Raw genomic sequence first — 21678 nt, forward strand, 5'->3', positions numbered from 1 at the left:
GGATTGGCTTTGTTTTCACTGGACTCATTTAAAGGTGCTTGTTCTCATATATTATCATTAAGTGGGGGCGAATATTTACCCTTTGTTGGCAATGAACAAACCCTGAAAAGTTACCTGCAAGGTCGCTTACAGTTGCCAAAGGAAATAAATTTTCAATCAGATAAACAAACACAGACCGATCCTTTGTTGGCAATGATTGAGGCTATTTTAGGGATTCCATCAGATAAAATTGATGCAACAAAATCCTTTCAGGAACTGGGTTTTAATTCTCTGACTCTTGCTAGTTTTGCTGAAAAAATATCCACATGTTTCAATAAGAACTTTAATCCCAGCCGATTTTTTGAAATTCAAAATCTAAATGATCTAAGAGACTTACTGAATGTTTCACCAGTTGCAGAAATAACTTCCTCTAAGGATTTTTCTAAAAGTGATGACGATCCCATCGTTGTATGTGGACATGCCTGTCAATTTGCCGATAGCGAAAACGCCACTATATTCTGGCAGAATCTAGTGTCAGGGAAGGAGTGCACTCAATCTACATTACAACAGCGCTTTGGCCCTGGTGTTCCTGAGACAAGAATAGGGCTCTTGGAAGGTATTGACCTCTTTGATCATCCATTTTTTGCAATCTCACCCCAAGAAGCCAAATGGCTAGATCCGCAACAGCGATTACTCTTACAGTTAAGTTGGCATTTGTTTGAGAATGCAGGTATCGCGCCTTCTTCATTGAAAGGCGAAGCGGTAGGGGTGTTTGTTGCCATTCAGTTTGATGATTATGCCCGTCTCTCTGATAGAGAACAAAGCTTGGATATTTATCAAATCACTGGCTGTGCGAAAACGTTTGCTGCCAATCGACTGTCTTACTACTACGATTTCCATGGCCCCAGTGAAACCATCGACACGGCTTGTTCTAGTAGTATGTCGGCAATTGCCAGAGCAGTTCAGGCTTTAAGAAATGAGGAATGTGACTATGCCCTGGTTATGGGGGTAAGCCTATTATGTGATTTCAAAACGGTTGAGTTAACAGAACAACTTCACATTATTTCGCCAAAAGGACAGTGTCGGCCTTTTGATAAAGATGCCGATGGTTATGTCAAAGGGGAGGGGGTTGCTGGCATTTTATTAACCAAAAGGTCTATTGCTGAGAAAAGAACATTACGTACTGAAGCAATCGTTTCAGGCATCGCGGTCAATCATGGAGGCCGTGCTCAGTCAATCACTGCGCCAAATGGTAAAGCAGAGCAAGAGGTGATGCGTCGAGCCTATGTGAAGTCCTCAGTTTCTCCTTCCGAGATTGATTATTTGGAAGCGCATGCAACAGCGACAAAATTGGGGGATCCCGTCGAATATCAAGCGATTACTGCAGTATTTGGGCAAGGAAACAGGATTGGGTTGGGATCAGTTAAAGCCAATATTGGTCATACAGAACCGGTTTCTGGCCTCGCCGGCATTATCAAAGCCCTACAAATGTTTGCTCATCAATGTATCCCGCAACAAATTAATTTTACTGAGATTAATCCTTATATTGAATTACAAGCTCCTTTTTATATTGAATCCAACACGGTATCCAAAGAACTACGGCACATTGGGGTGAATTGTTTTGGATTTGGTGGCAGTAATGGCCATTGTGTTTTGAGCCATGTTCAGCAACAACAGCCAACTTACTTTTTGCCATATTACTTATTTGTATTGTCTGCACACAATCAACAGGCATTGGACGAGTTACATCAACGCTGGTTAACCTTTGTCATAAAACATCCAGACATTGATCGAACAGCACTTTGTAAAACGATGTCTCTAGGACGTGATCATTTACCCTACCGAGCCTGCTGGATCCTGGATCCAAATAAGGCTCTCCTACAGCAACTGCAAACTCAGACCTGTTTGTCGACAACGGACTCCGATAATGTGAGTTATCAGCCTTTTCTCAATGTAGAAACCAACGAGCTTGGAAATTATTTAGGGAAGATTGCTTCTTCTTATATGAATGGCAAGGATATTCCATGGTCTACATTATATCAGGGTATTGAATGCTTTCCGCTCATATTATCCGAATATCCTTTTGCGAAATACCGCCATTGGATTGGCAATGAGATGGCCTCCTATTCTAAATCGGAATTCAATCAACCTTTGGAATGTTATAAGGAAGAATGGCAGACTTGCACCTTACAGACATTTAGGTTCACTGATCATGAAACGATATTAATCATAGGATATGAGACGCATCATGCATTAATGACGGCGTTAGTAAATCAACTTCCATTAAGCCAAGTCAGCCTCATTCTGATAGATGAAGACTATCCAATACGTTTAGTCCATGCATTGCAAGAAAAACCACAGAGAATCTATTATTTTGGTAGTTTAAGTCGAATGAGCGATAATTTATTAGAGTCTCAAGACAATCAATTACAAAAACCATTGCTGCATTTGTTGCAATCCATTCAAACTCATTTAAAGGATATGGCGATTGATTTACATGTCATTGCCAGCAGGGTTATGCAAATAAGATCTAAACCTATTGATAATGCTCCAGCGGCAGCCATGTATGGTTTAGTACAGTCATTCAGTAAAGAAATAAATAACTGTCGATGCCACTGTATAGCGGTTGCTGATCTTGATTTACTGGCAGATGCGATGAAGATAAATTGTCAGGATGCTAGCCTCTATTATTTTGATGGTTATCTATTATATACACGGCGATTGGTTCCGGTTAACCTCTCACCTCAGAAAGTAAATCTTGAAAATAGAATTGTTGTTTTAGTAGGGGGTAGCGGACAAGTGGGGCAGCAGTTACTGCCACACTTGTTAGCCCAAAAACCTGCCCAATGTATATGTATCAGCAGAACCTTTACTGATTTAGGAGAGGGAGTAATACATTATGCTGCTGATTGCACCGATAGGTTTGTTTTTCTAGAAACGATTGAGAAAATTATCGAACGCTACCATCGAATAGATTACCTTATTCATTTGGGATCAACGTATCTTGAAACTGACATCGCCGCCTTAAAGTATGAGGACTACCTGGATCAAATACGAGCCAAGGTCTGGGGGACACAATACTGTTTAGAGGCTGCTAAGCTACCACAAGTACAATCGATTTTGATTAGTTCATCGGCGCAAGTCTATAGTCAAAATGAAAAGCGTGGAGCTTACAGCGCTGCTTGTTATTATAGTGATGCCTTGGTGCAGCAATTTGACTCCGACAAAGTCAACTTGCTCCATTGGGGATTTTGGCAGCAAAAAGATGAAGCGATGAATCAATCGATGTGCTCAGTTGGCATTCATCCCATTAATGGCCAACAAGGATGTGAGGCATTGCTATCAGTAATGACAGGCGCTAGAGCAAATGTAAGTTGTTTTTTAGTTGATGCAGGCATGAAAGCATTTATGCCTATCACTGAACAGTCGCAGCAGCCTTTACTGCAAGTGATTTATTTTCATCAACTATTACAACAACTTGAAATCTATGCGGCAGATTTAATCTGGTCAACTTTGATAAGCTGTGGTGTTATTTTTACGCAAGATAGACAACCATGTCTTAATCATCATCATGTGGTGCAATCATATCACCAGTATTTGCAGAATTTAGTCGAGCATCTGCTGAAAGTGGCAAACAATCATAATTATGATTTAACCGCATTGAATGATAATCAGCTCTTAACCAGGCGCTGGCGACAGTTTAAAGATACTCCTGATTTGCAGCCTTTCCTAAATTTACTTGAGCGTTGTGTATCGTTATTACCAAAAGTCCTTTCTGGACAAATAAGTCCTCAACAAGTTCTTTTTCCAAATGGTTGCGAGGATTTAGTTAGAGGGGTCTATCAATTTAATCCCTTGGCACAATATTATAATCGAGTGGTTGCGAAGGTTGTGCATGAGATCTGTGATAATAATCACAGATTACCTATTTTAGAAGTTGGCGCTGGAACAGGTGCTACTACAGCAGAAATTCTAGTAGAAGGTTATCTGGATTTAGATTATACCTTCACCGATATTAACCTTGATTTTCTCGAACAGGCAAAACAACGATTTGCTGAAGCAGCCAATCTGCATTTGCAACAATTTGATATCAATACGGACCAGGCACAAAATGCTTATGAACTTATCATTGCCAGCAATGTTCTTCATACTTGTGAGGATTTGCCACAGACACTTATTCGACTTAATCAGAGCTTATCTCTTGGCGGTCATTTGATCATTAATGAAGCCGTTGCATCGAGTTTATTTTTAGATGCAACTTTTGGATTATTACCGCAGTGGAACAAACAAAAGCAAGATGGTAGAATTAATGGCAGTCCGCTGCTAGGTAAAGAACAATGGGTGGCTTGTTTGGAAAAAGCAGGATTTAGCGTTTCGTTTTGCGACACTCCTGAATGGGTTGAACAAGTGGTCATCATCGCATGCGTAACCCAGAAAAAAGCTTACCTGAAAGAAGCACCAGTTAGAAGAGTAAAATTAACTGAAAGTCCCAAACCACTGATAAGGGAATCAAAGCATTTTTCATCTTCTTTGACTGACATCCTTGCTGAAGCTTTAAACATTTCACCGGAGTCTTTACAAAAGAATCGTTCGCTGCAAAGTTATGGTCTGGATTCAATATCCGCTATTCATTTAACCCAAACCATAAAACAAATCTATGGCCTGGATATACCGCCTACGCGTTTATTACAGGATGAACCCATAGCGTTATTTCTTAAGGAATTTGATTTGGAGTGTTCATTATGATGGGTAACCAAGAGTACAAGGAAATTCGTCAACAGCTGAATTTTACAAGAGGGTTGGGTAGTGCCTTTGGATTTTTAATAGTCGATGGCATACTGTTGTTTCTTGCTTTGCATTGGATTCAAAGTGCTTCAGTGACCTTGTATGTAGTGTCTCAACTCGCACTAGCTATAGTAATGCTGCATGCCTTTTTATGGGTACATGAGTGTGGGCATAATACCTTATCGAAAAGTAAAATGATTAACGCACTGGTTGGCCATTTTTACAGTATTTTTTGTTTTATGCCGTTTTATACCTGGAAATTCATACATGAAGAACACCATAAATGGACTGGTCATATTGATAAAGATCCGGTGTTTGCCTTGCTTAAGGATGCTAAGAAAAAGAAAAAGCTTCCCTGGATATTTCATTTTGGTTGGCGGACGTTTATCCCATTGAATGTGTTTTTTCTCTATGTTGTTTATTGGCGATATCCTTTGACTTTAAAGCGTGAAAATAAACTAAACCTATTTATCCTGAAACATTGCTTGTTTTCCATGGGTGTATTAGTTGTCGCTTATGCACTAGTTTATTGGTTAATGCCAGCCAATATTCATTTCTATTCCTTGTTGCCCGCGCTAGTTCTTTATGCACTGATGTGGGAGACTCTCTCCACACCACAACACCTTGGCCTGGAACCAACCAGCCATAGGCCACAACTGAAAGATCATATAAATACCACGCGCAGTACCTGGTTTCCCACCTTATTACAGCGTTATCTTTTTTTGAATTTTGGTTACCATATCGAACACCATCTGTTTCCAGCACTGCCGTGGCACGAACTCGAAAAGGCACATGACCTGCTGAAAAACAAGCTAGGCAATCATTATAATATGGTGACTGGTGGAAAATGGAATGTGCAAATGCGCAGCCAAAATATGGAAATCGCCATTGGAGTGCATAACAGTGATAGCTGATGTGACTCAAGTGAATCACTATTCCTATCCCGAGTTTGTGAACGATCTTCACTTTAAGCAAAAGATAGTCCTATGTGACAGTCATTCTGTTAAAAGTAGAATGGATTGCTTATCTTATTTTAATTGGCAGAAACTTACTTTTGATTTTTTAGCTGAACAAGATGGTACTTTGTTGCTTTATAAAAATAGTGAGATCATCAAACAACTGAAAGAACCCAAGTCCTTTGTAGTGAGTTCATTATTTAAAAAGAGTGAACTCTTATCACACTATTTTGACAATGAGATGCAATTTAACCAGTGGTGTTTTGATAATTTTCTCATCCATAAGATATCGAAAAAGTATATCCAACTGTATGCATATTATGATGCCTTTAGTCGCCATCCTATGACAGGTGAGTTAAGTCTGCCTCCCTTTCTATACGCCAAGCAGCATCCAGAACTGGAATTGTCTGCTTCATTGGCTGAAATGGCCAATGTAGAGCCTAAGACCATTGCTATCAAAAAAGGGCAAAGTATTCATTTTGATAAATATCTTTATCAGATTCACTATTTTCCAGGGCTACAATGGATAGGAGAGAGCTTTGCAGGTTGAGTTGTTAAAAACAAAACGCTTTAGTTTTATCAACTATTGCCCGCTGATAGTTGATCAAAATAGTAATAGCGCAATACTTATCGATCCAGCGTGGGAACAAACATCCTTTAAACAACGACTCGATGAGTTGGGGGTTCAATTGTCTGCTATATTGTTGACCCATCACCACCTTGATCATAGTCATTTAGCCAATACTTTGGCAAAAGAATATGATGTGCCAGTTTACATGAGTCAGCGCGAAATTGATTACTATGATTTTGACTGCTATCGATTACAAGGCATTTTACCTCAGCAACAAATCATTACTTTAGGTACTCATATGACGGTTTTAGTGCACCATACTCCTGGCCATACCATGGGTGGTGTTTGTTATCAAATTGAAGATAACCTATTTACCGGGGACACTTTGTTTAATGAAGGTTGCGGTTTTTGTCACACTCGTGGTGGATGCCCTGGCATGATGTATGAATCATTGTCCCATTTAAAACGGGTCATTGACGACTCCATTAAAGTGTATCCAGGTCATCAATATCATAGTGAACTTGGATTGACATTTGCTCAAGTGAAGCAGCGTAATATTTATTTGAATATAGATAACAAACAAGATTTTATTGCATTTCGCATGCAGAAAAAATCTGGTGTTTTGAAGTTTAGGTGATTATGAGTGTATTTATTTTTCCTGGACAAGGTGCCCAATTCAAAGGGATGGGAAAGTCCTTATTTGCACAGTTCCCAGAAAAAGTGGAACTTGCTAATGACATACTTGGATATGATATTCGTAAGCGAGTAGACAGTGATGATATTCATCAAACAGAGGTCACGCAACCATTGATTTATTGTGTTTCTTGCTTATCCTGGCTGATATTACGTGAGCACTATCAGCCTGAGATGGTTCTAGGACATAGTCTCGGTGAGTACGCAGCATTGTATGCAGCTCAAGTCTTTGACTTTGAAACGGGTTTGGAAATTGTCAAAAAAAGAGGCGAGCTGATGCAATCCGTGAAGGGTGGCGCGATGGCTGCAGTGATTGGAATAAAGGCTGCTGATGTTGCAGATATAATTAAAAATAATCAATTGCCACTGTATGTTGCTAACTATAATAGTCCAGACCAAACAGTCGTCGCGGGAACTCAGGATGCAATTTCAGGTTGTTCACAATTTTTCAAAGAGGCTAAATGGATACCCCTTGCTGTTTCTGGTGCTTTTCACTCCCCATTGATGAGTGATGTGAGCCAAAAGTTTAAATCCGTATTAGATGCCTATACCTTTGCACCCGCAAAACTACCTATCATTCTTAATGCTACTGCCCGTTGCCACGTTGATTGTCCAAATCCCTGGACAACAGTATTGAGTTCGCAATTAGTTAATCCGGTTTATTGGAACCAAAGCATTCAATACTGTCTATCATTGGGTTTTATAGATTTTATTGAAGTGGAGCCAGGAAAGCGGCTATCGGGGTTGATTAAGAACATACTCTTTCCCGTCGTTTGATTGAAACCAATAGTAACAGATGCCATCCACCGAATGCATAGTAGAGGTGATGTTGTGTTGTGAGCGATATTCATCTACGGCACGTTTACAGTCATCAAAACCACCATAGTCATCGATGATACAAATACCGCCTTCACCCAATTTTGGATAAAAGGTAGTTAGCGCATGTAAGGTAGATTGATAGAAGTCTGCATCTACTCTTAACAATGATAATTCCTTAATTTGTTTTTCCAGGTCAGGAAATGTCTGGTCAAACCAGCCTTGAACCAGCTTTACCCTTTGATCATAGAGATGGTATCGTTTGAAGGCCTCTATGACATCGTCATAACTGGTGGGATTTATTTCTTTTTGTGGAATGTAACTTAACTGTTTACAAAAATAACGAATTTTGGATTTTGTTGTTTCACTGTACTCTTCATTTGGGAATGCTTCAAGAATATAGTTAACCAGCTTCTTTTGTAAGGATTGGGGGAAAATGGGTAGGCAGCGCATCAATAGTTTTAAAGTCAGTAATTGAAAACGGTTACTGACATAGGATTTGGATTGGGGAAACAAATCCGCGCCATAAACTGTACGCTCGCGTTCCTTGTCATAGATGTTTAAGCATGCTTTAGCATAGAGAAGGGCGCCACCCCGCCAACATCCTGCTTCAAATACGTCGCCTTTAACCTGATGTTTGCAAATATGTTGAATGGCAAACTCAATATTATCCAGTCTCTTGGAACTTAATAAGGTTCTGATATTGCCATTGGTCATAAGTCGTTTGAAGTCAGCATTTGATTGAAAGAAAAATTGCCAATCAGGATCACATTTTGTATCTAACAATCCCCTCAGACTTTGTTTGATAATAGATAGATAGTCTTGATTTATGGTAGTCATGATGGCCCATTTATTTGTGTTGTTCGGGGTGCCAGATATTGTGTCAACAAGACGGCTCCAGCACCTAAGGCAAAAAGGCCAAATCCTGTTAACCCTTGTTTGATTATACTGTCAGAAGTATTTTGTTTACTGATTACAGATTTTTTTAGAGCCAGGCATAGTTCATGATGATTGGCGGTATTTTCTGGTGTAAACTCACAATCCGGAGTTTTTAGAAATTGACTTAAATAATCGAACTCTCCTGATTTTTCAGCTTGACGTAGTGCCTCCAGATTGCAAAAGCGGCCATCCGATGATTGTTGTATGTCTTTATCTCTCATAAAACGCAGGATTTGATTTAGCCCATCAAGATGCGGCCTCGCTATGGGCTTTTCGTGATAGTGTAATTGGTATGAGATTCCGGCGAAATCTTCGTCGTGGGCAGACCTATTAATATCGCTGACTTTGATCCACTGTGCTGATTCGATTTCGAAGTCATCCATAGGGTGTAAAGCGGGTAATTCATTCTCGCAGCTATATTCCCCACAGTTGGTAACGTAGTAGTGAAGGATAAGATGCATGCGGCGGCTGCGGCTAAGGTATTCCTTCTGGCAGACGAACATAGCCTTATCTTTTAATGATTCTGGCAGTTGTATGCCAGTTTCCTCGATACCTTCAGTTTGCGCGCAGTCTTTTAGGCTTTGATGATATTTTTCTTTTTTTAGTGGGAGAAGTTTTTGTTGTTTTTGAAGAACTTGATAGCCTCTCACATTACCTTTCATAACTCGTTCTTCGGCCTCATCACGAATCTTATCGTCCAGGCGGGTAACACCGTGTTCCGCTCCTTGTGGCGCAATAACGTTAAGGTTTCCACCTGGTATTGATAGGCCTTTTGTTACACTATCTGTGCGACGCTTACTCTCAACCAAAACAATATATTCTTCCTCTTTAACCTTGGCAAAATAAAGCATTAATGCAGCAACTTTTGGAGCAGGGAATGGATAAACCATGACAGAGGAGCGATGCTGACCTGTTAGTGCGATCGGAGTTAAGTTGTCGACTAAAGTTAGACCATGATAGGTTAATCCAGGGGACTTAGTCGTGGGATAAGTATCCATTAAACGAACGATAAGACTATCTATGAGTTTCGGGTCATGTAGATGTTCTACTAACATATTAACAAGTTCTTTGGGGTCAATTTCAATATATTGTTTTATTAAACCAATAAGCCATTGATAATTAATATAATCTAGTACTAGCTTTTCATAATCTTTACTTACTAAAGAAAGTTTGAACAAGTCATCCTTATCAAGGTTACTTAATAAGATAAATACTATTTTCTTTTCTAGTTTAGTCAGCATTAGCTATCCTGTTGAGCCATAAATGGGCATGAAGCATTTTAATTAAACCATGATTTAAGCGCAAGTTATAAAAAAAGCCCCTATCAAACCAAAATGAAAATGTCCCCTTCCGCATTAAAGAATTCTGGATTATCAATGAAATAAGATTCTTGTAGTCCACTAGGCCGTAATGTATGTGTATACAACAGGTAGATGATTGTAAAATTTAAGCCCCAAAGAAGGGGCTTAGTAGCTAGAAAAAATATGCGTTTGACTATCTGCTTCTACCGAAAAATAATCGTTTATAAATAGATCACGTGCAAAAGCCTCATAATCAAAATAAAACAGCAAATCTTCCGGTATTGCACTGCTGTAGCAGTCATCAAAAAGCGCACGGGCAAAATCAACTTCACTATCATAAGCACCGTGGTAATTCTCCTCTAACATCCTCTCAGCATCCTCAATTGAGTAGTAGCTAAAGAGTTCAGCACCTAATTCCCCTTGCTTCATAATGAAGGAGGCAAGCTCAGCAACATCATTGATGCTGTCATACTCGCCAATTTGAGCACCACCAAATCCTTCAAAATCATGGATTGCAAATTCCTCTGCATCCTCAATGGGGCTGTTAGCCAACATTTTATGAATTTCATCATAAATGGTGTTTACATCCTGAGTTGCATCAATCCATTCTCCGTGTAGTATGCCATTGTTATAAGCTGCAAGACATGCAACATAAATTTGAGGTGTATCCATTTTTAAGACTCCTTGCAAAAGGAGTGCTACTCCCTAAGCAGAAATAAGCACTCCTACTTAGGGTTAAACTAAATTAAGGTGAGGATGTTTATCCTCTAAAAGAGAATGCAATTTCTTGCTTAGCTGTTTCATTTCCTCTATATCTTGTGCCGAAAACTCATGACGCAAGGTATTAAGTTCATTGATGCAACAAGCTAAATCAAAAAATACGTATTCCTTTCTTGAGATGGTAAAATTCACATTTTTCATGGTTTCCTCCAAAAATTGGGAAAACCATCCCATCAGGGAAGTATTTCCCAGATGATTAAAAAATGAGTTATCCATATTTGATTACAACAAGTCTGGTTGATTCGCCTAATTTTTAAAGAGCAGCCGTTCGCAAAGAATAATTGCGAATGGATAAAAAGGTTTAAAACAAGAGATTTTAATGTGGTTTCACCCTGGTGGGTGATCAGTGATCGAAACTGAGGTTCCCGACTTAACGTTCTGCCACAAGATTAGGGAATGATAGTGGCTTTTCACAAGACCAATTGGGTTTCGCCAGACTCTCACTGGCTCTTCAGTTGTGTTATACTTAGTACTCTAAACTATTATAACAAGCAAATCAATCAAAACGTGTTTTATTTTTAAATTTAAAAAACGTTTTGATTGATTTTCAGCCGCAATAAATTCTTGTGATCGACAGGCGAGAGTGCCCTAATTCGAGGCTAATCATTTGACGTGCTTTTCTATCTATGGCTTTTTCTATTGGATTCATGGCGTTGAATTTTATTCCACCTTCAAATGGACATGGCATTCCTTGGCTTTGTGGATCAAATAATTTAGTGAGTTCTCTATATCGTTTCTGGGCGTAGGCATGTCTTAATCCATGCAATTTACTAACTCCCATAGATTTAGCTTGCTCTTCATACTGACTTAAGTGCTGCTTATAGGTCCTATTTGATGGGATGAGAGATTCTCCTGTACGAACTAACTGAGAAACCTTCGTTAACCATTGACGTTGTGCTTCATTTGTGATGTTTAATGTTCGGCCTATACCTCCTTTTGTCCAACTGGGTTTAATGATCAAGCTATCTCCATGGTGTGCTTCGCTTAGTGTGAATTTCATGGATTCTTCACGCCTTAAGCCAAAGAGCATTTGGCCTTCAAGGGATAATCTAATGTAAGGATCGGTGCACTTATTTAAATCAATATGATGAATCGCCTTGTTGATTGAGGATACATAAGAGCGTTGGCTGATGTTGTATGCACTATTTTCTGGCTTAATAAGTTTGGGATTATCCAACAGACAGGCTGCTTTGCGTAGTTTGGCCATGTAGTTTTTAATTGTTCCTGGGTTTTTTCCTTCAGATTTCCAGTGATCTACGAGTACATAGATATGTTTTGCTTTTAATCCTTTTATATGGCCAATTTTATAGCCAAGCTCATGTAAATCTTTCACACATCGAAAGAGCATATGACGCATGTCTGATTGGCTGGCATAGGAATGGCCATATGCTTTTTTAACCAATTCATTGATTGAAAATTTTGCCGAACGCAATTTTGTATTACTCATGCAGATAACTCCAAAGCGTGCGTCTGGATTGCAGCCCCATTTCACGCATGATTGTTTGTTTCGCCAGGTAAGGGGACAAGATTTGACACAGTTCTGGATACATACTCTTGGCATAAAAACAGCGGTAGCTCTTTGATGATGACAGGCCTATTTTTTTTATTGCATGGCTGTACGCGTCGCGTACAGAATGATATCCAAAAGTTAAAATCAAACTTTCTTCTTTGCATAGTGTTTGAAGTACGGTATTGGCTTGAGCTTGCCTATCATTTCTAACAGGAATCCTTCTGTCATGGCTGTTTGTGGCAATATCTCTTGTAATCCAAAGTGAATTTTCCTGAATATGGATAGCAGGATTTAGACGCATTGCTTCACTAAGCGTTAATCCAAAATAAATTTGAAATTCGAGCACTATTTTTGCAATAGGATTTGTTAGTATTTCCGAATAATTATTTGGAAATACAGTTGTCTTGGAGCGAATTTGAACGCTTTTAATTCCCAAATGCTGGTTACTAATATTATCAATTGTATGGTCAATACTTTGAAAAAATCTACGAATGAGGGTCATGTATTTCATGATGGTTTTGGGTTTGATCCCCTCTTTTTGCCAATGAGCAACAAGTTGCACCATATGATCATGAGTAACTGCATGCCATTTGGGGGGAACATGGCCAATATGATATAAATCACGAATCATTTTGTATAATACAAAATGACGGTGTTTTTTCGTGCGGAATGACCCTGTGTGATTGTGTTTACAATACTGATCTACTTGTTGTCTAAGCTGACTTTTTCTCATCTGTAACCCTCTAGAACTTTTTGCCCGGGTATTTTGTTTAGTGTTGGTAGAGCGGCCTGCAAGATTGCAGTACCAGGCGTAGTGCCTCAAGGCTCAGTTCAGGGGCAAATCAGTTTTAAACTACAAACTTCTATTGACCTGATTACATAGGTACTACTTTTTTATGGTGGTGATCTCCTTAGGTTTAATGGTTTTAAATACAACAAAGTCTCTACGAACTATTGTTGCGCACGGGCAATACAGAGAGGGTATTGTGAGGTTCAATTCTTAAAGAATTGTATTGCTTTTCATTACAATAGATTCTGCGAAGTGCAGATGGTGTTTTGTTCTCGACTTATCGTTCTACCACAAGATTAGAGAATGAGAGTGGCTATTGCATAAGACCTGTAAGGTTTCGCCGGAATCGCACCGGTCTCGTCAGTTATGCTTAATATTACATTAGCAAAACGATTTGTGTTGGACAAGGGCTTTTGAATGATTATTTTGAGCAATCGCGTTGCACGCGCTTGCTCAATGATGAATAGTGGGTTGAATTTATTGAAAAATTTCGCAGCCCTTAGGCTGCGTCACTGCGGATAAATCCTCAGTGACGCAGCTATTTAGATTGTATGATTTATATTTGGCTCTATTTTCACGAGCGAGAAGTAAGGCTTTACCTATACATTGCTGAGTCAATCCCATCATCAACTTTTAAAAGCTCAATAAACAGTCGGCATTGGATTGTTTATTATCACAAAGGTCAATTATTGTTTGGAAATTAACATAATGGTTAAGCAAATAACATAATCATACTACTTATTGAAAGGGGGAAGGTGAGCTATCTTTGTTGACTGTTTCTTCAACCGTTTCAGAGGGTTGTACCTTATCAGATCGAACTTCGGTTATAGCACTTCGATATCGTTGAGTTACATCCCGAGCAGACTCTAACTTAGCCCCTTCCTGTGTTTCATGAACAGGCACATCAACTCCATACGCATGTTGTGTCTGTACTTCATGAGTGGGCTGATGGCCTGGCAATTTTGAAAGAGCATCAAAAAATGAAGCGTGTTCATGGCACTCTGGCAAAGACTGTTCAAATAAGTATTTCGGAGGGCCATGAAGAAAATGAATGGTCACTTGATCTCCCTTAATGCTTATTTTGAAATCTTGATTCTTTTCAGGTAAAAAGTCAGTCTCTGAGACTCGCACCAATTTTATTTCACGATCGAATTCTTTGCATATTAAACCGCCTTCTTTGATGTAAATTTCTCGTTTCTCGCTGAATGGGTTCTTATATATTCCCTCAAATGTTTCCAATGATGGGGTGAATTCTTTCTTTTCTTTCTTGTATTTCTGTGCTTCATCAAACCATTCTAAACGCAGTTTTTTGGATTTGTCATTGGGTGATGACTTAGTTGCTGCGACGAAACACCTTCTGGCTTCTTCAATCTCGCCCTGATCTTCGGCAATCATCCCCTCAATTGTTTTTTGGTATCCTTCATCACTTTGAGGATATTGAGGCATGTGTTCAAAAAGCTCTTGCATATCGCCAATTGGCGCTAAATCAGGAGAACTCAATATTTGGGTAGCAATACTCATCCCATGTTCAGAATTTGTAAAAAATGCTGCACCTTTTTTATCTGTTACATTGATCGCAATAAAAGATCTCGTATTAAGGTTTTCACCATATTGATATGCGATTACCTTACCTGAATCTATATATATATGCCAACCTAACCCACAAGTATTCGTGATGCTGTAAGTTCTTGTTGGCACAAGTTTCTCACTTAGGGCCTTGATTTCTGGTTGTGTAGACTCATCTAATGCGCCTTTTAAATCATCAAATTCCACTTTGCTGAAACTTACACGCTTATAATTATCATCTGTTGCATTTTTTAGGTATTTGGCGGTGTTACCCGCTTTGCTTAGAAGTTTGAACTCTTCTGGTGTCAAATCTGAAAGTGCGAAACTCGTTTCAAACTCAAATGCTTCTTGGAAGGTAGGATCGTCCATATTCTTTAACCAGGCGGCCATGAATTTTGAAAAATCATCGGCTGTCGTAAGTAGTGTACCTGCGGCATTAAGATGAGGGGTATGACCTGCTTTTGATGTCATTGCCAAGACATCGCTTTTGAATGATAGATTATTAAGTTTCGTTGCTAAGTTTGTTAGATCAATCTCTGGAGGAATGGGTGCTGGTTCACTCATTCCTTTTACATAGTACTCACGGGGATTTTCAGATAAATAAATTGTACCGTTTTCAGATTGGTTGAGATTTGACAACGATGACATCAATGCCAGATCATACTTAAGGTTTGGGATGCTCTCATAGATTGATGTCGGTTTTCCCAGCTCAGTATGAACGGCTACAATATTGGCCCTACTATCTGGTTGCGGTAAAAATGTAGAGTGATCCAATTCTAAAGGCTTAAACACATACCTTTTAGCTAACTCTTCTAAATCTACTTTTTCACCTAAAACTTTACTCATTCTGGTCTCAATAACTTTTTGTAAGTAAAGGATAGCTTCACCTGAATAGGAGTATCCCTTGCCTAGGTCTGATTTATCATCAAAGGATAGTGAAGAAGATAAATCTGATCCTGATCCAAAATTGGGTAAGCCTGTGGTGTGGGACAATACATGTCTGGCTGTTAATTGTTTAACCTTCTCAGGATACGTACCCCTTTCCATAAATCGTTCATATTGCAGAATATCATGTAATGGTTCATCCAAATCGATATGTTTTTCCTTGACCAATTGTAACACTAAATAAGTAAATACAATTTTGCTCAGAGAGGATGCTGGAAACTGGGTATCATTATTTACTGAATCGGTAGATTGTGTGTCCTTTTTGCCAACAGAGAGTGAGGTTCTTACAAATTCATGTTCGCTTTCTTCTTTGGGTTCAACATAAGCATACCCTGTAGCCGGAATATGGGCAGGCTCTGATATTTTTTGTAAAGCATGAATAGAAGGTTTAGTCATAGTGTACTTAAAAGAACCTCGTGATATATTTATTATGAAACAAATCTCTGTACAGGATCGTTTTAGTTTTTACCTCTTACAAGTGCAAACCAACCTTAGAGATAAAGTATATCTTACTTACTTCCATAAAATTAGAAGTGACAAATAGTTATTGTAAAAATTACCAATGATATTTGGTCTAGTTTAGTTACTCTTTAAATTCGCTTGTAGGCCTGGGTCCTTTTGATATATCAAATGGATTTGGTGATTTATAAGAAGCAACAGCTTCGTTCTCAGCAACAACCTTTTGTTTAGCATCAGGATTAGTCTTAAAGTCAAGATCTGCCTTATAGTTGTTATTGGGAATTAGGTTCTTATTAAGAAGTCTAGTAACAAATTGATCATATAAATTTGGATCAGGAATACTAATTTTCAGATCATTTCCTTTTCTTGAGATGCTTATATTTTGTGCATTGACTTCATCAGTAAACATTTTGAGCTCATCTTCAATCTTATCATAAAGCTCATTTAGATCCTTTTTATCGTTAGCACTGAGAGATTCATTACCTTGAAAATAGATTAATCCCATAGCTGAATCCAATTTAATCGAAAATACAGCTAAGTCATTATTAAAATTATAAAGGAAATCTTCATCAGAGCTCCAAACCGCACTATCTTCTAAATAAGAGGATAATGCTTTAACTTCTATATTTGTAGGTACATATTTTGGAGCAGGGGCATTATCTTGTGGGGAGTTTTCACCTTTGACTTCATTACCACCACCAGCTCCTCTGCCATGACCTCTGCAAATAGGCAAACCAGCCGCACGGCACATACCGCAGGGATTACTATCAAGAGCCTTTGATCGTTCATCCCTTTTATTTTCTTTTTTACTTTTCGGTTCAGCTGGCATTTTTCACTCCAAAATATCGTAAATTTTTGTTTAAATTTTAACCCAATGGGTTGCGTTATATAACAATATTTTTGTTTTTTTACGTATATTTAACAAATTATATTATCAAAAGTTACAGAAAGGTTGATGATTATTAAGAGCACACCATTTTTTCAATACATTACTGAGTTTCCAATGCAGGCAGAAAAACATGTTAAAATTATGGAAAAGAAAATGCAATATTGAAGTTTCGGAAGAAGTCCAGCCGTATTTTTGCAATTAACTTTGAAGGTTTAGTTCTAGCATCTCCAAGCCTGATAATCACCAATCAAATTTTGAATCTTCGTCATACGATATACCTTAATTTGCCAATTTATTTGTTGATGCCGAGCTACTGATCTAGATCGTCTGTTTCTACTGCTCGGACCATATACGTGATGACACCTATCTGCATTTCTTTTTCGCACGTAATTTTTTACGGAGGTTTGAACAAGGTGAATGTCCTTCATACTACTAGCCGGATAGCGGGTATAATAACGCGACATTTTTGACTTTATAACAGCATGGATCCTCAGTGGTTGTGCTGCATCTTTGAGACACAGATGAAGCTTCTTAAACAACCCGCAATCGAACCTGGATGCTCTTCTTGGACGGTATTTGATTGGTTTGTAGTTGCATCATACATGCATTTGTAATTCATGGCTGCGAAAATACCCAAAAGTTCGTTGGTAATGTTGAAGGCCGTTATTAAATCGCTTTCTTCATAACTATCTAACCAAGAGGAAACACAGAGCCGCTGTAATGTTTGATACTGAAAGTCATCTGGCTTCATATTATAGAAATAAGTCAGGTTCCATAAACAAGTATTTAGAGAGAAAAATGGATGGCCAATCACTGTTTCTCCCCAGTCAATAATGCTTAGCTCCCCTGTTTTTTTGGAAACTAGGATATTGTTATCCTGAAAATCGCAATGATTGATGGTTTCAGGGATCTTGTACTGTGACAGTCGTTCACATAATTCTACACAGAAATCATAAGCTTCATTTAGCGTAGTTATTTCTTTTTGAGATAAGCCATCAGCAACTAATAGCTCCGTTTCTTGAATAAGCTCGCGGTACAACTATTGAATGGGCTGGTTCGACTATTTTTTGAACGGAAACCAGCCTACAATCATTAGATTCCAGATAATCCACTGCCCATTGAATAGCTGCATCATTATTTTTCATGCTTCATCCAGGTATCGTGCAACCTTGACACCACATGTTGCACATTCGCCTTCAAGAGTAATTGTCCTACTATTTTCTATAGCAACGGGGGATATCATTCTGCATACGCCACTGCATTGACCACACCAGACATTATTTAAAATTAATTCTTTCTGCGTTACTTTTTCCCATAGTTGGAGCGCTTTTTTTGTGCCACGAACACCTGCGCTTTCCGGGATCATGGTTCTTTGTTTTGCCATTTCCCAGTAGCGCATTAACTCATCAAATGATTTGCCCTGTAGATTTTCCAACCCCTGTTCTTTAGCAATAGCCCTTACTGCATTTAAACGATGTTCAAATTTATCAAGGCTTTTGCGCAAGGTAAGCTCGGTATCAAAGTTACAATAGGTACATAGCGAAAATACCGCATGCAGTAGATCACCTATTTCATCCTGCAAGGCTTCTCTGTTGTCTTTCGCCTCCAGATGCTCTTCAATTTCCAAACATTCACTGCGAATTTGCGCCATAATTTGGGCATTGGTTTCCCATCGCAGGCCCAAAAGAATGGCTTCTTTCTCTAGATGTTCAATGTCATCAAAAATGGTTTGTTTCATTCTATTATTCCAATTCAAAGCTCACTATAAAAAAATGAATCATTGCTTAACTTCAAGGTCCTTGTTACTCGTGCTTAGTCAGGTGTGTTTTATTAACAAACCTTTTTAACTTATGCGTGGGATAACAGCGGAAACATCAACTGATTTTCATCGAATAAAGATGTCTTGTCTTCCTCAACAAAAAGCATTTCATCCTTTGCTTGTTCATCGACAGGTATTATCTCATAGGATGAACAATCTTTTGGAACAAAACCAAGTCTTACAGTATCTGTGGTTTCATCACTCAATGCATGGATAATATCGTCTAAATTGTGCTCTTTTTTGCTATATACGTCCAATAGGTGCAGTTGTCGTCCTTTTATTTCAGCAATCGCAATGGCATCCAATTCAGGCAAGTAGAACACATTGTCTTTATATACAGTGATACAATAAAACATTACCAGATCGGCGTTTTCTTGCATGGAGATCTTGCCATATGGATCGGTGTTTTGGGCATAATCATAAAGTTGTTCCCTATTTTCTTTTTTATTCATATTCAATTTGACAAAGCTAGCTTGCGTTGAGGGTGTTGTTGTTCGCTGGTATTGATACTCTTTAACTGATTTAAATCCGAGTTTAGGATAGAAGCCCCATACCGTTGAATTAGCAAAAAGATAAATCAGATGATTATCTGCTTTCCAATCTTCAAAGACTTTTTCCATGAGCATTCTACTTAAGCCTTGATTTCTGTAGGCGTCATCTGTCATTACAGTGCCAAGCTGGATGGTTCTTTGTTTATGGCCAAAGATGCTAAAATCTATTATATTTACTGAAACATTGGCAACGGCTTGTTCCCCATCAAATAAGGTATAAGGAATGTATTTGTCGCGCCAATAGCCTGATTGGTACCACTCTTCAAAAGATAAATCAAAGGTTTTGACTGCAAGCGCATTAAATGCAGTGCGTTTTTTATCGTCTTGTTGATAGCCCTTAAAAAATATAAGTTTTTTCATTTATTACCTTTGTTAGAGAAACATATGCTGTTACCCGTTGCTTCACAGAATAGAGTATACCCTAGATTGACATTGCAAGATTGAGGTATGTTGAATAATTACAGTAAGATACATTCAAAGTTTAGAAATTTATAAATTTAAGGAAATCATTTTGCCTACTATTGCAAACAACAACAAATTTTTCAGTTTTTTTCTGAAAGTCTCCACACCATATCGGTGGTGGTTTCTAGCAATGAGTATGGTAGGTATCTATTCAGCTATACACAGTGTTATTCAACCTTATGTACTTAAGGTTATCCTAGACCGGGTAACTACATCTGGAGCAAACTCCTTTGTTTCGAAGTGCCTACCACCCGCTTTATTACTAATTATTCTCGGTTTTTTAATCACTCTTTTATGGAGATTTTACAACTATTTGGTACTCAAATCATTACCAAGGATAAAAGCTGATATTGTAACTATTGCCACGGAGCACTTAAGAAACCAATCCTATGCATTTTTTCAAGATAGAATGAGTGGCGAGATCAGCGCTAAAATTTCAGATTTAACCAATAACATCCAAAATGTTGTCAATTCATGGTTCAATATCTCAAGACAAGCTTTAACTATCTTATTATCAATTTTTATAGTAGGAACGGTTAGTTGGTACTTTAGCGCTACTTTTCTTGTTGTATCAGCTGTTTTTATCTATTTATCGTATTATTGTGCATCCAGCATTAGACCCTATGCAAAAGATTATGCAGAGGCAAAAACTAAATATTCTGGCGCCATCGTTGATTGTTTTAGCAATATTTTAAATGTGCTGCTATTTGCAAGGGAAAATCACGAAGCAAAATATTTAGCCCACAATACAAATCTGGCTTTAGAAAAAGAAACTAAAATGCAGGTTAAAAATATGCTTAATGCTTCATTGCTTGGTTTTTTTGCCTGGGTTTTACAAAGCACATCTATATTATTATTGGTTTATCTTGGTGCAAAAGGCCAAATTACAGCTGGTGATTTTGCTTTTGTATTTATCTTATCCATAACGGTTATTGATCAAATTTGGTATTTAACTGAAAGTTTATTGGTAGTTGGAGAACAAGCAGGTATTTGTCAGAACGCTCTCGACACCATTTTCACTCCTCATTTACAACCTTTAAGCTCGATAGATAGTAAACTAAGAATTCAAGAGGGGAAAATTGAATTCAAGGATGTAAATTTTAACTATATTGAAGATAAAAAAACTATTACCGATTTTAGTCTAACGATAAAAGGCGGCAATAAAATTGGGTTAGTTGGCTTTAGTGGCGCAGGAAAAAGTACCATCGTACAGCTTATGACTAAATTATATGATATCGATAAAGGTGATATCTTAATTGATGGTCAAAGTATTAAAGATACTCATAGACAAAGCCTGCGAGAACATATTGCTTTCATACCCCAAGATCCCTCTCTATTTCATCGTTCTATCTTTGAAAATATTCAATATGGTTGCACAGAAGCCAATCTTGACCAAATCATTAGAGCTGCCAAGCAAGCCCATGCTCATGAGTTTATAAGCCAACTGCCACACGGATATGAAACCTTGGTTGGAGAAAAAGGTGTTAAATTATCTGGCGGGCAAAGGCAGAGAATAGCGATTGCAAGAGCCATTTTAAAAAATGCGCCCATTTTAATCTTAGATGAGGCTACCAGTTCGCTAGACTCCATTACAGAAGAACTAATCAAACAGTCTCTGAATTCCGCAATGAAAAATAGAACAGTTATAGTCATTGCTCATAGGCTTTCAACCCTCCTGTCAATGGACAAAATTGTGGTTATGGATCAAGGTAAAATCATTGAGCTAGGTAGCCACAGTGAGTTAATTATTCTGAATGGTTTTTATAAAAACCTATGGGATGCTCAAAGTGGTCATAGCCTTATTTAAGATGATCTGTTGCCATACCTTCTCAACTTCTATCTGAATTGAAGCACCACCAATGTTGGT

17 protein-coding genes (1 of these 17 running past the window's edge) are annotated in these 21678 nt (G+C 38.3%); 6 read left to right on the forward strand and 11 right to left on the reverse strand.

What is annotated here, in order from left to right:
- The 5 genes in view from KYQ_RS01710 to fabD are tightly spaced (at most 2 nt apart) and all read left to right on the forward strand, a layout consistent with a single transcriptional unit that may run on beyond the window.
- On the forward strand, window positions 1-4725 hold the 3' portion of the coding sequence (locus KYQ_RS01710; protein WP_019349507.1) for a beta-ketoacyl synthase N-terminal-like domain-containing protein. The gene continues 4632 nt to the left of window position 1, outside the view; the window shows 4725 of its 9357 coding nt (coding positions 4633-9357); its start codon lies off the left edge, out of view; the stop codon is at window positions 4723-4725.
- Window positions 4722-5678, forward strand: coding sequence for a fatty acid desaturase family protein (locus KYQ_RS01715; RefSeq protein WP_019349508.1), 957 nt, complete (start codon window positions 4722-4724; stop codon window positions 5676-5678). The genes KYQ_RS01710 and KYQ_RS01715 overlap by 4 nt, the downstream gene beginning before the upstream one ends.
- A complete protein-coding gene (locus KYQ_RS01720) occupies window positions 5653-6270 on the forward strand; it encodes a hypothetical protein (protein WP_147285894.1) in 618 nt (205 codons plus the stop codon). Before KYQ_RS01715 ends, KYQ_RS01720 begins: the two co-directional genes overlap by 26 nt.
- Window positions 6260-6928, forward strand: coding sequence for an MBL fold metallo-hydrolase (locus tag KYQ_RS01725; protein WP_019349510.1), 669 nt, complete (start codon window positions 6260-6262; stop codon window positions 6926-6928). The genes KYQ_RS01720 and KYQ_RS01725 overlap by 11 nt, the downstream gene beginning before the upstream one ends.
- Before the next feature lie 2 nt (window positions 6929-6930).
- Entirely contained in the window at window positions 6931-7761 is an 831-nt protein-coding gene (gene fabD, locus KYQ_RS01730) for an ACP S-malonyltransferase (protein ID WP_019349511.1), read from the forward strand.
- On the opposite strand, the gene KYQ_RS18625 is transcribed toward fabD, so the two are convergent.
- The 11 genes from KYQ_RS18625 to KYQ_RS01785 form a co-directional block, all read right to left on the reverse strand.
- Complete coding sequence (locus KYQ_RS18625) at window positions 7720-8640, reverse strand: TylF/MycF/NovP-related O-methyltransferase (protein WP_019349512.1); 921 nt, start codon at window positions 8638-8640, stop codon at window positions 7720-7722. The genes fabD and KYQ_RS18625 overlap by 42 nt on opposite strands.
- Entirely contained in the window at window positions 8637-9980 is a 1344-nt protein-coding gene (locus tag KYQ_RS01740) for an NUDIX hydrolase (RefSeq protein ID WP_019349513.1), read from the reverse strand. Before KYQ_RS01740 ends, KYQ_RS18625 begins: the two co-directional genes overlap by 4 nt.
- Window positions 9981-10205: 225 nt before the next feature.
- Window positions 10206-10712 carry an antirestriction protein ArdA gene (locus KYQ_RS01745; protein WP_019349514.1) on the reverse strand — a complete coding sequence of 169 codons (507 nt, stop codon included), beginning with the start codon at window positions 10710-10712 and terminating at the stop codon, window positions 10206-10208.
- A gap of 63 nt (window positions 10713-10775) precedes the next feature.
- Complete coding sequence (locus tag KYQ_RS01750; RefSeq protein WP_230305679.1) at window positions 10776-10961, reverse strand: hypothetical protein; 186 nt, start codon at window positions 10959-10961, stop codon at window positions 10776-10778.
- Window positions 10962-11367: 406 nt separating this feature from the next.
- Window positions 11368-12267, reverse strand: a complete 900-nt coding sequence (locus KYQ_RS01755; protein WP_019349516.1) for a phage integrase N-terminal domain-containing protein — start codon at window positions 12265-12267, stop codon at window positions 11368-11370.
- Window positions 12260-13063, reverse strand: coding sequence for a phage integrase N-terminal domain-containing protein (locus KYQ_RS01760; protein WP_019349517.1), 804 nt, complete (start codon window positions 13061-13063; stop codon window positions 12260-12262). The genes KYQ_RS01755 and KYQ_RS01760 overlap by 8 nt, the downstream gene beginning before the upstream one ends.
- A 795-nt stretch (window positions 13064-13858) precedes the next feature.
- A complete protein-coding gene (locus tag KYQ_RS01765; protein ID WP_019349518.1) occupies window positions 13859-16027 on the reverse strand; it encodes a serine hydrolase domain-containing protein in 2169 nt (722 codons plus the stop codon).
- 187 nt (window positions 16028-16214) lie between these two features.
- The gene (locus KYQ_RS01770) at window positions 16215-16919 is read right to left on the reverse strand and encodes a hypothetical protein (RefSeq protein WP_019349519.1); all 705 of its coding nucleotides are present in this window, start codon (window positions 16917-16919) and stop codon (window positions 16215-16217) included.
- Between the two features lie 550 nt (window positions 16920-17469).
- On the reverse strand, window positions 17470-18018 hold the full coding sequence (locus KYQ_RS18630; RefSeq protein ID WP_019349520.1) for a phosphotransferase: 549 nt from the start codon (window positions 18016-18018) through the stop codon (window positions 17470-17472).
- A gap of 102 nt (window positions 18019-18120) precedes the next feature.
- Window positions 18121-18717: a MazG nucleotide pyrophosphohydrolase domain-containing protein gene (locus KYQ_RS01780; RefSeq protein WP_019349521.1), complete on the reverse strand. Its 597-nt coding sequence runs from the start codon at window positions 18715-18717 to the stop codon at window positions 18121-18123.
- A 110-nt stretch (window positions 18718-18827) separates the two neighbouring features.
- Window positions 18828-19709 carry a GNAT family N-acetyltransferase gene (locus tag KYQ_RS01785; RefSeq protein WP_019349522.1) on the reverse strand — a complete coding sequence of 294 codons (882 nt, stop codon included), beginning with the start codon at window positions 19707-19709 and terminating at the stop codon, window positions 18828-18830.
- A 151-nt stretch (window positions 19710-19860) separates the two neighbouring features.
- On the opposite strand from KYQ_RS01785, the gene KYQ_RS01790 reads away from it, so the two are divergent.
- Window positions 19861-21618 carry an ABC transporter ATP-binding protein gene (locus KYQ_RS01790; RefSeq protein WP_019349523.1) on the forward strand — a complete coding sequence of 586 codons (1758 nt, stop codon included), beginning with the start codon at window positions 19861-19863 and terminating at the stop codon, window positions 21616-21618.
- The last annotated feature ends 60 nt before the right edge of the window (window positions 21619-21678 follow it).

It is taken from the genome of Fluoribacter dumoffii NY 23, assembly GCF_000236165.1.
Taxonomy (GTDB): Bacteria; Pseudomonadota; Gammaproteobacteria; order Legionellales; family Legionellaceae; genus Legionella; species Legionella dumoffii.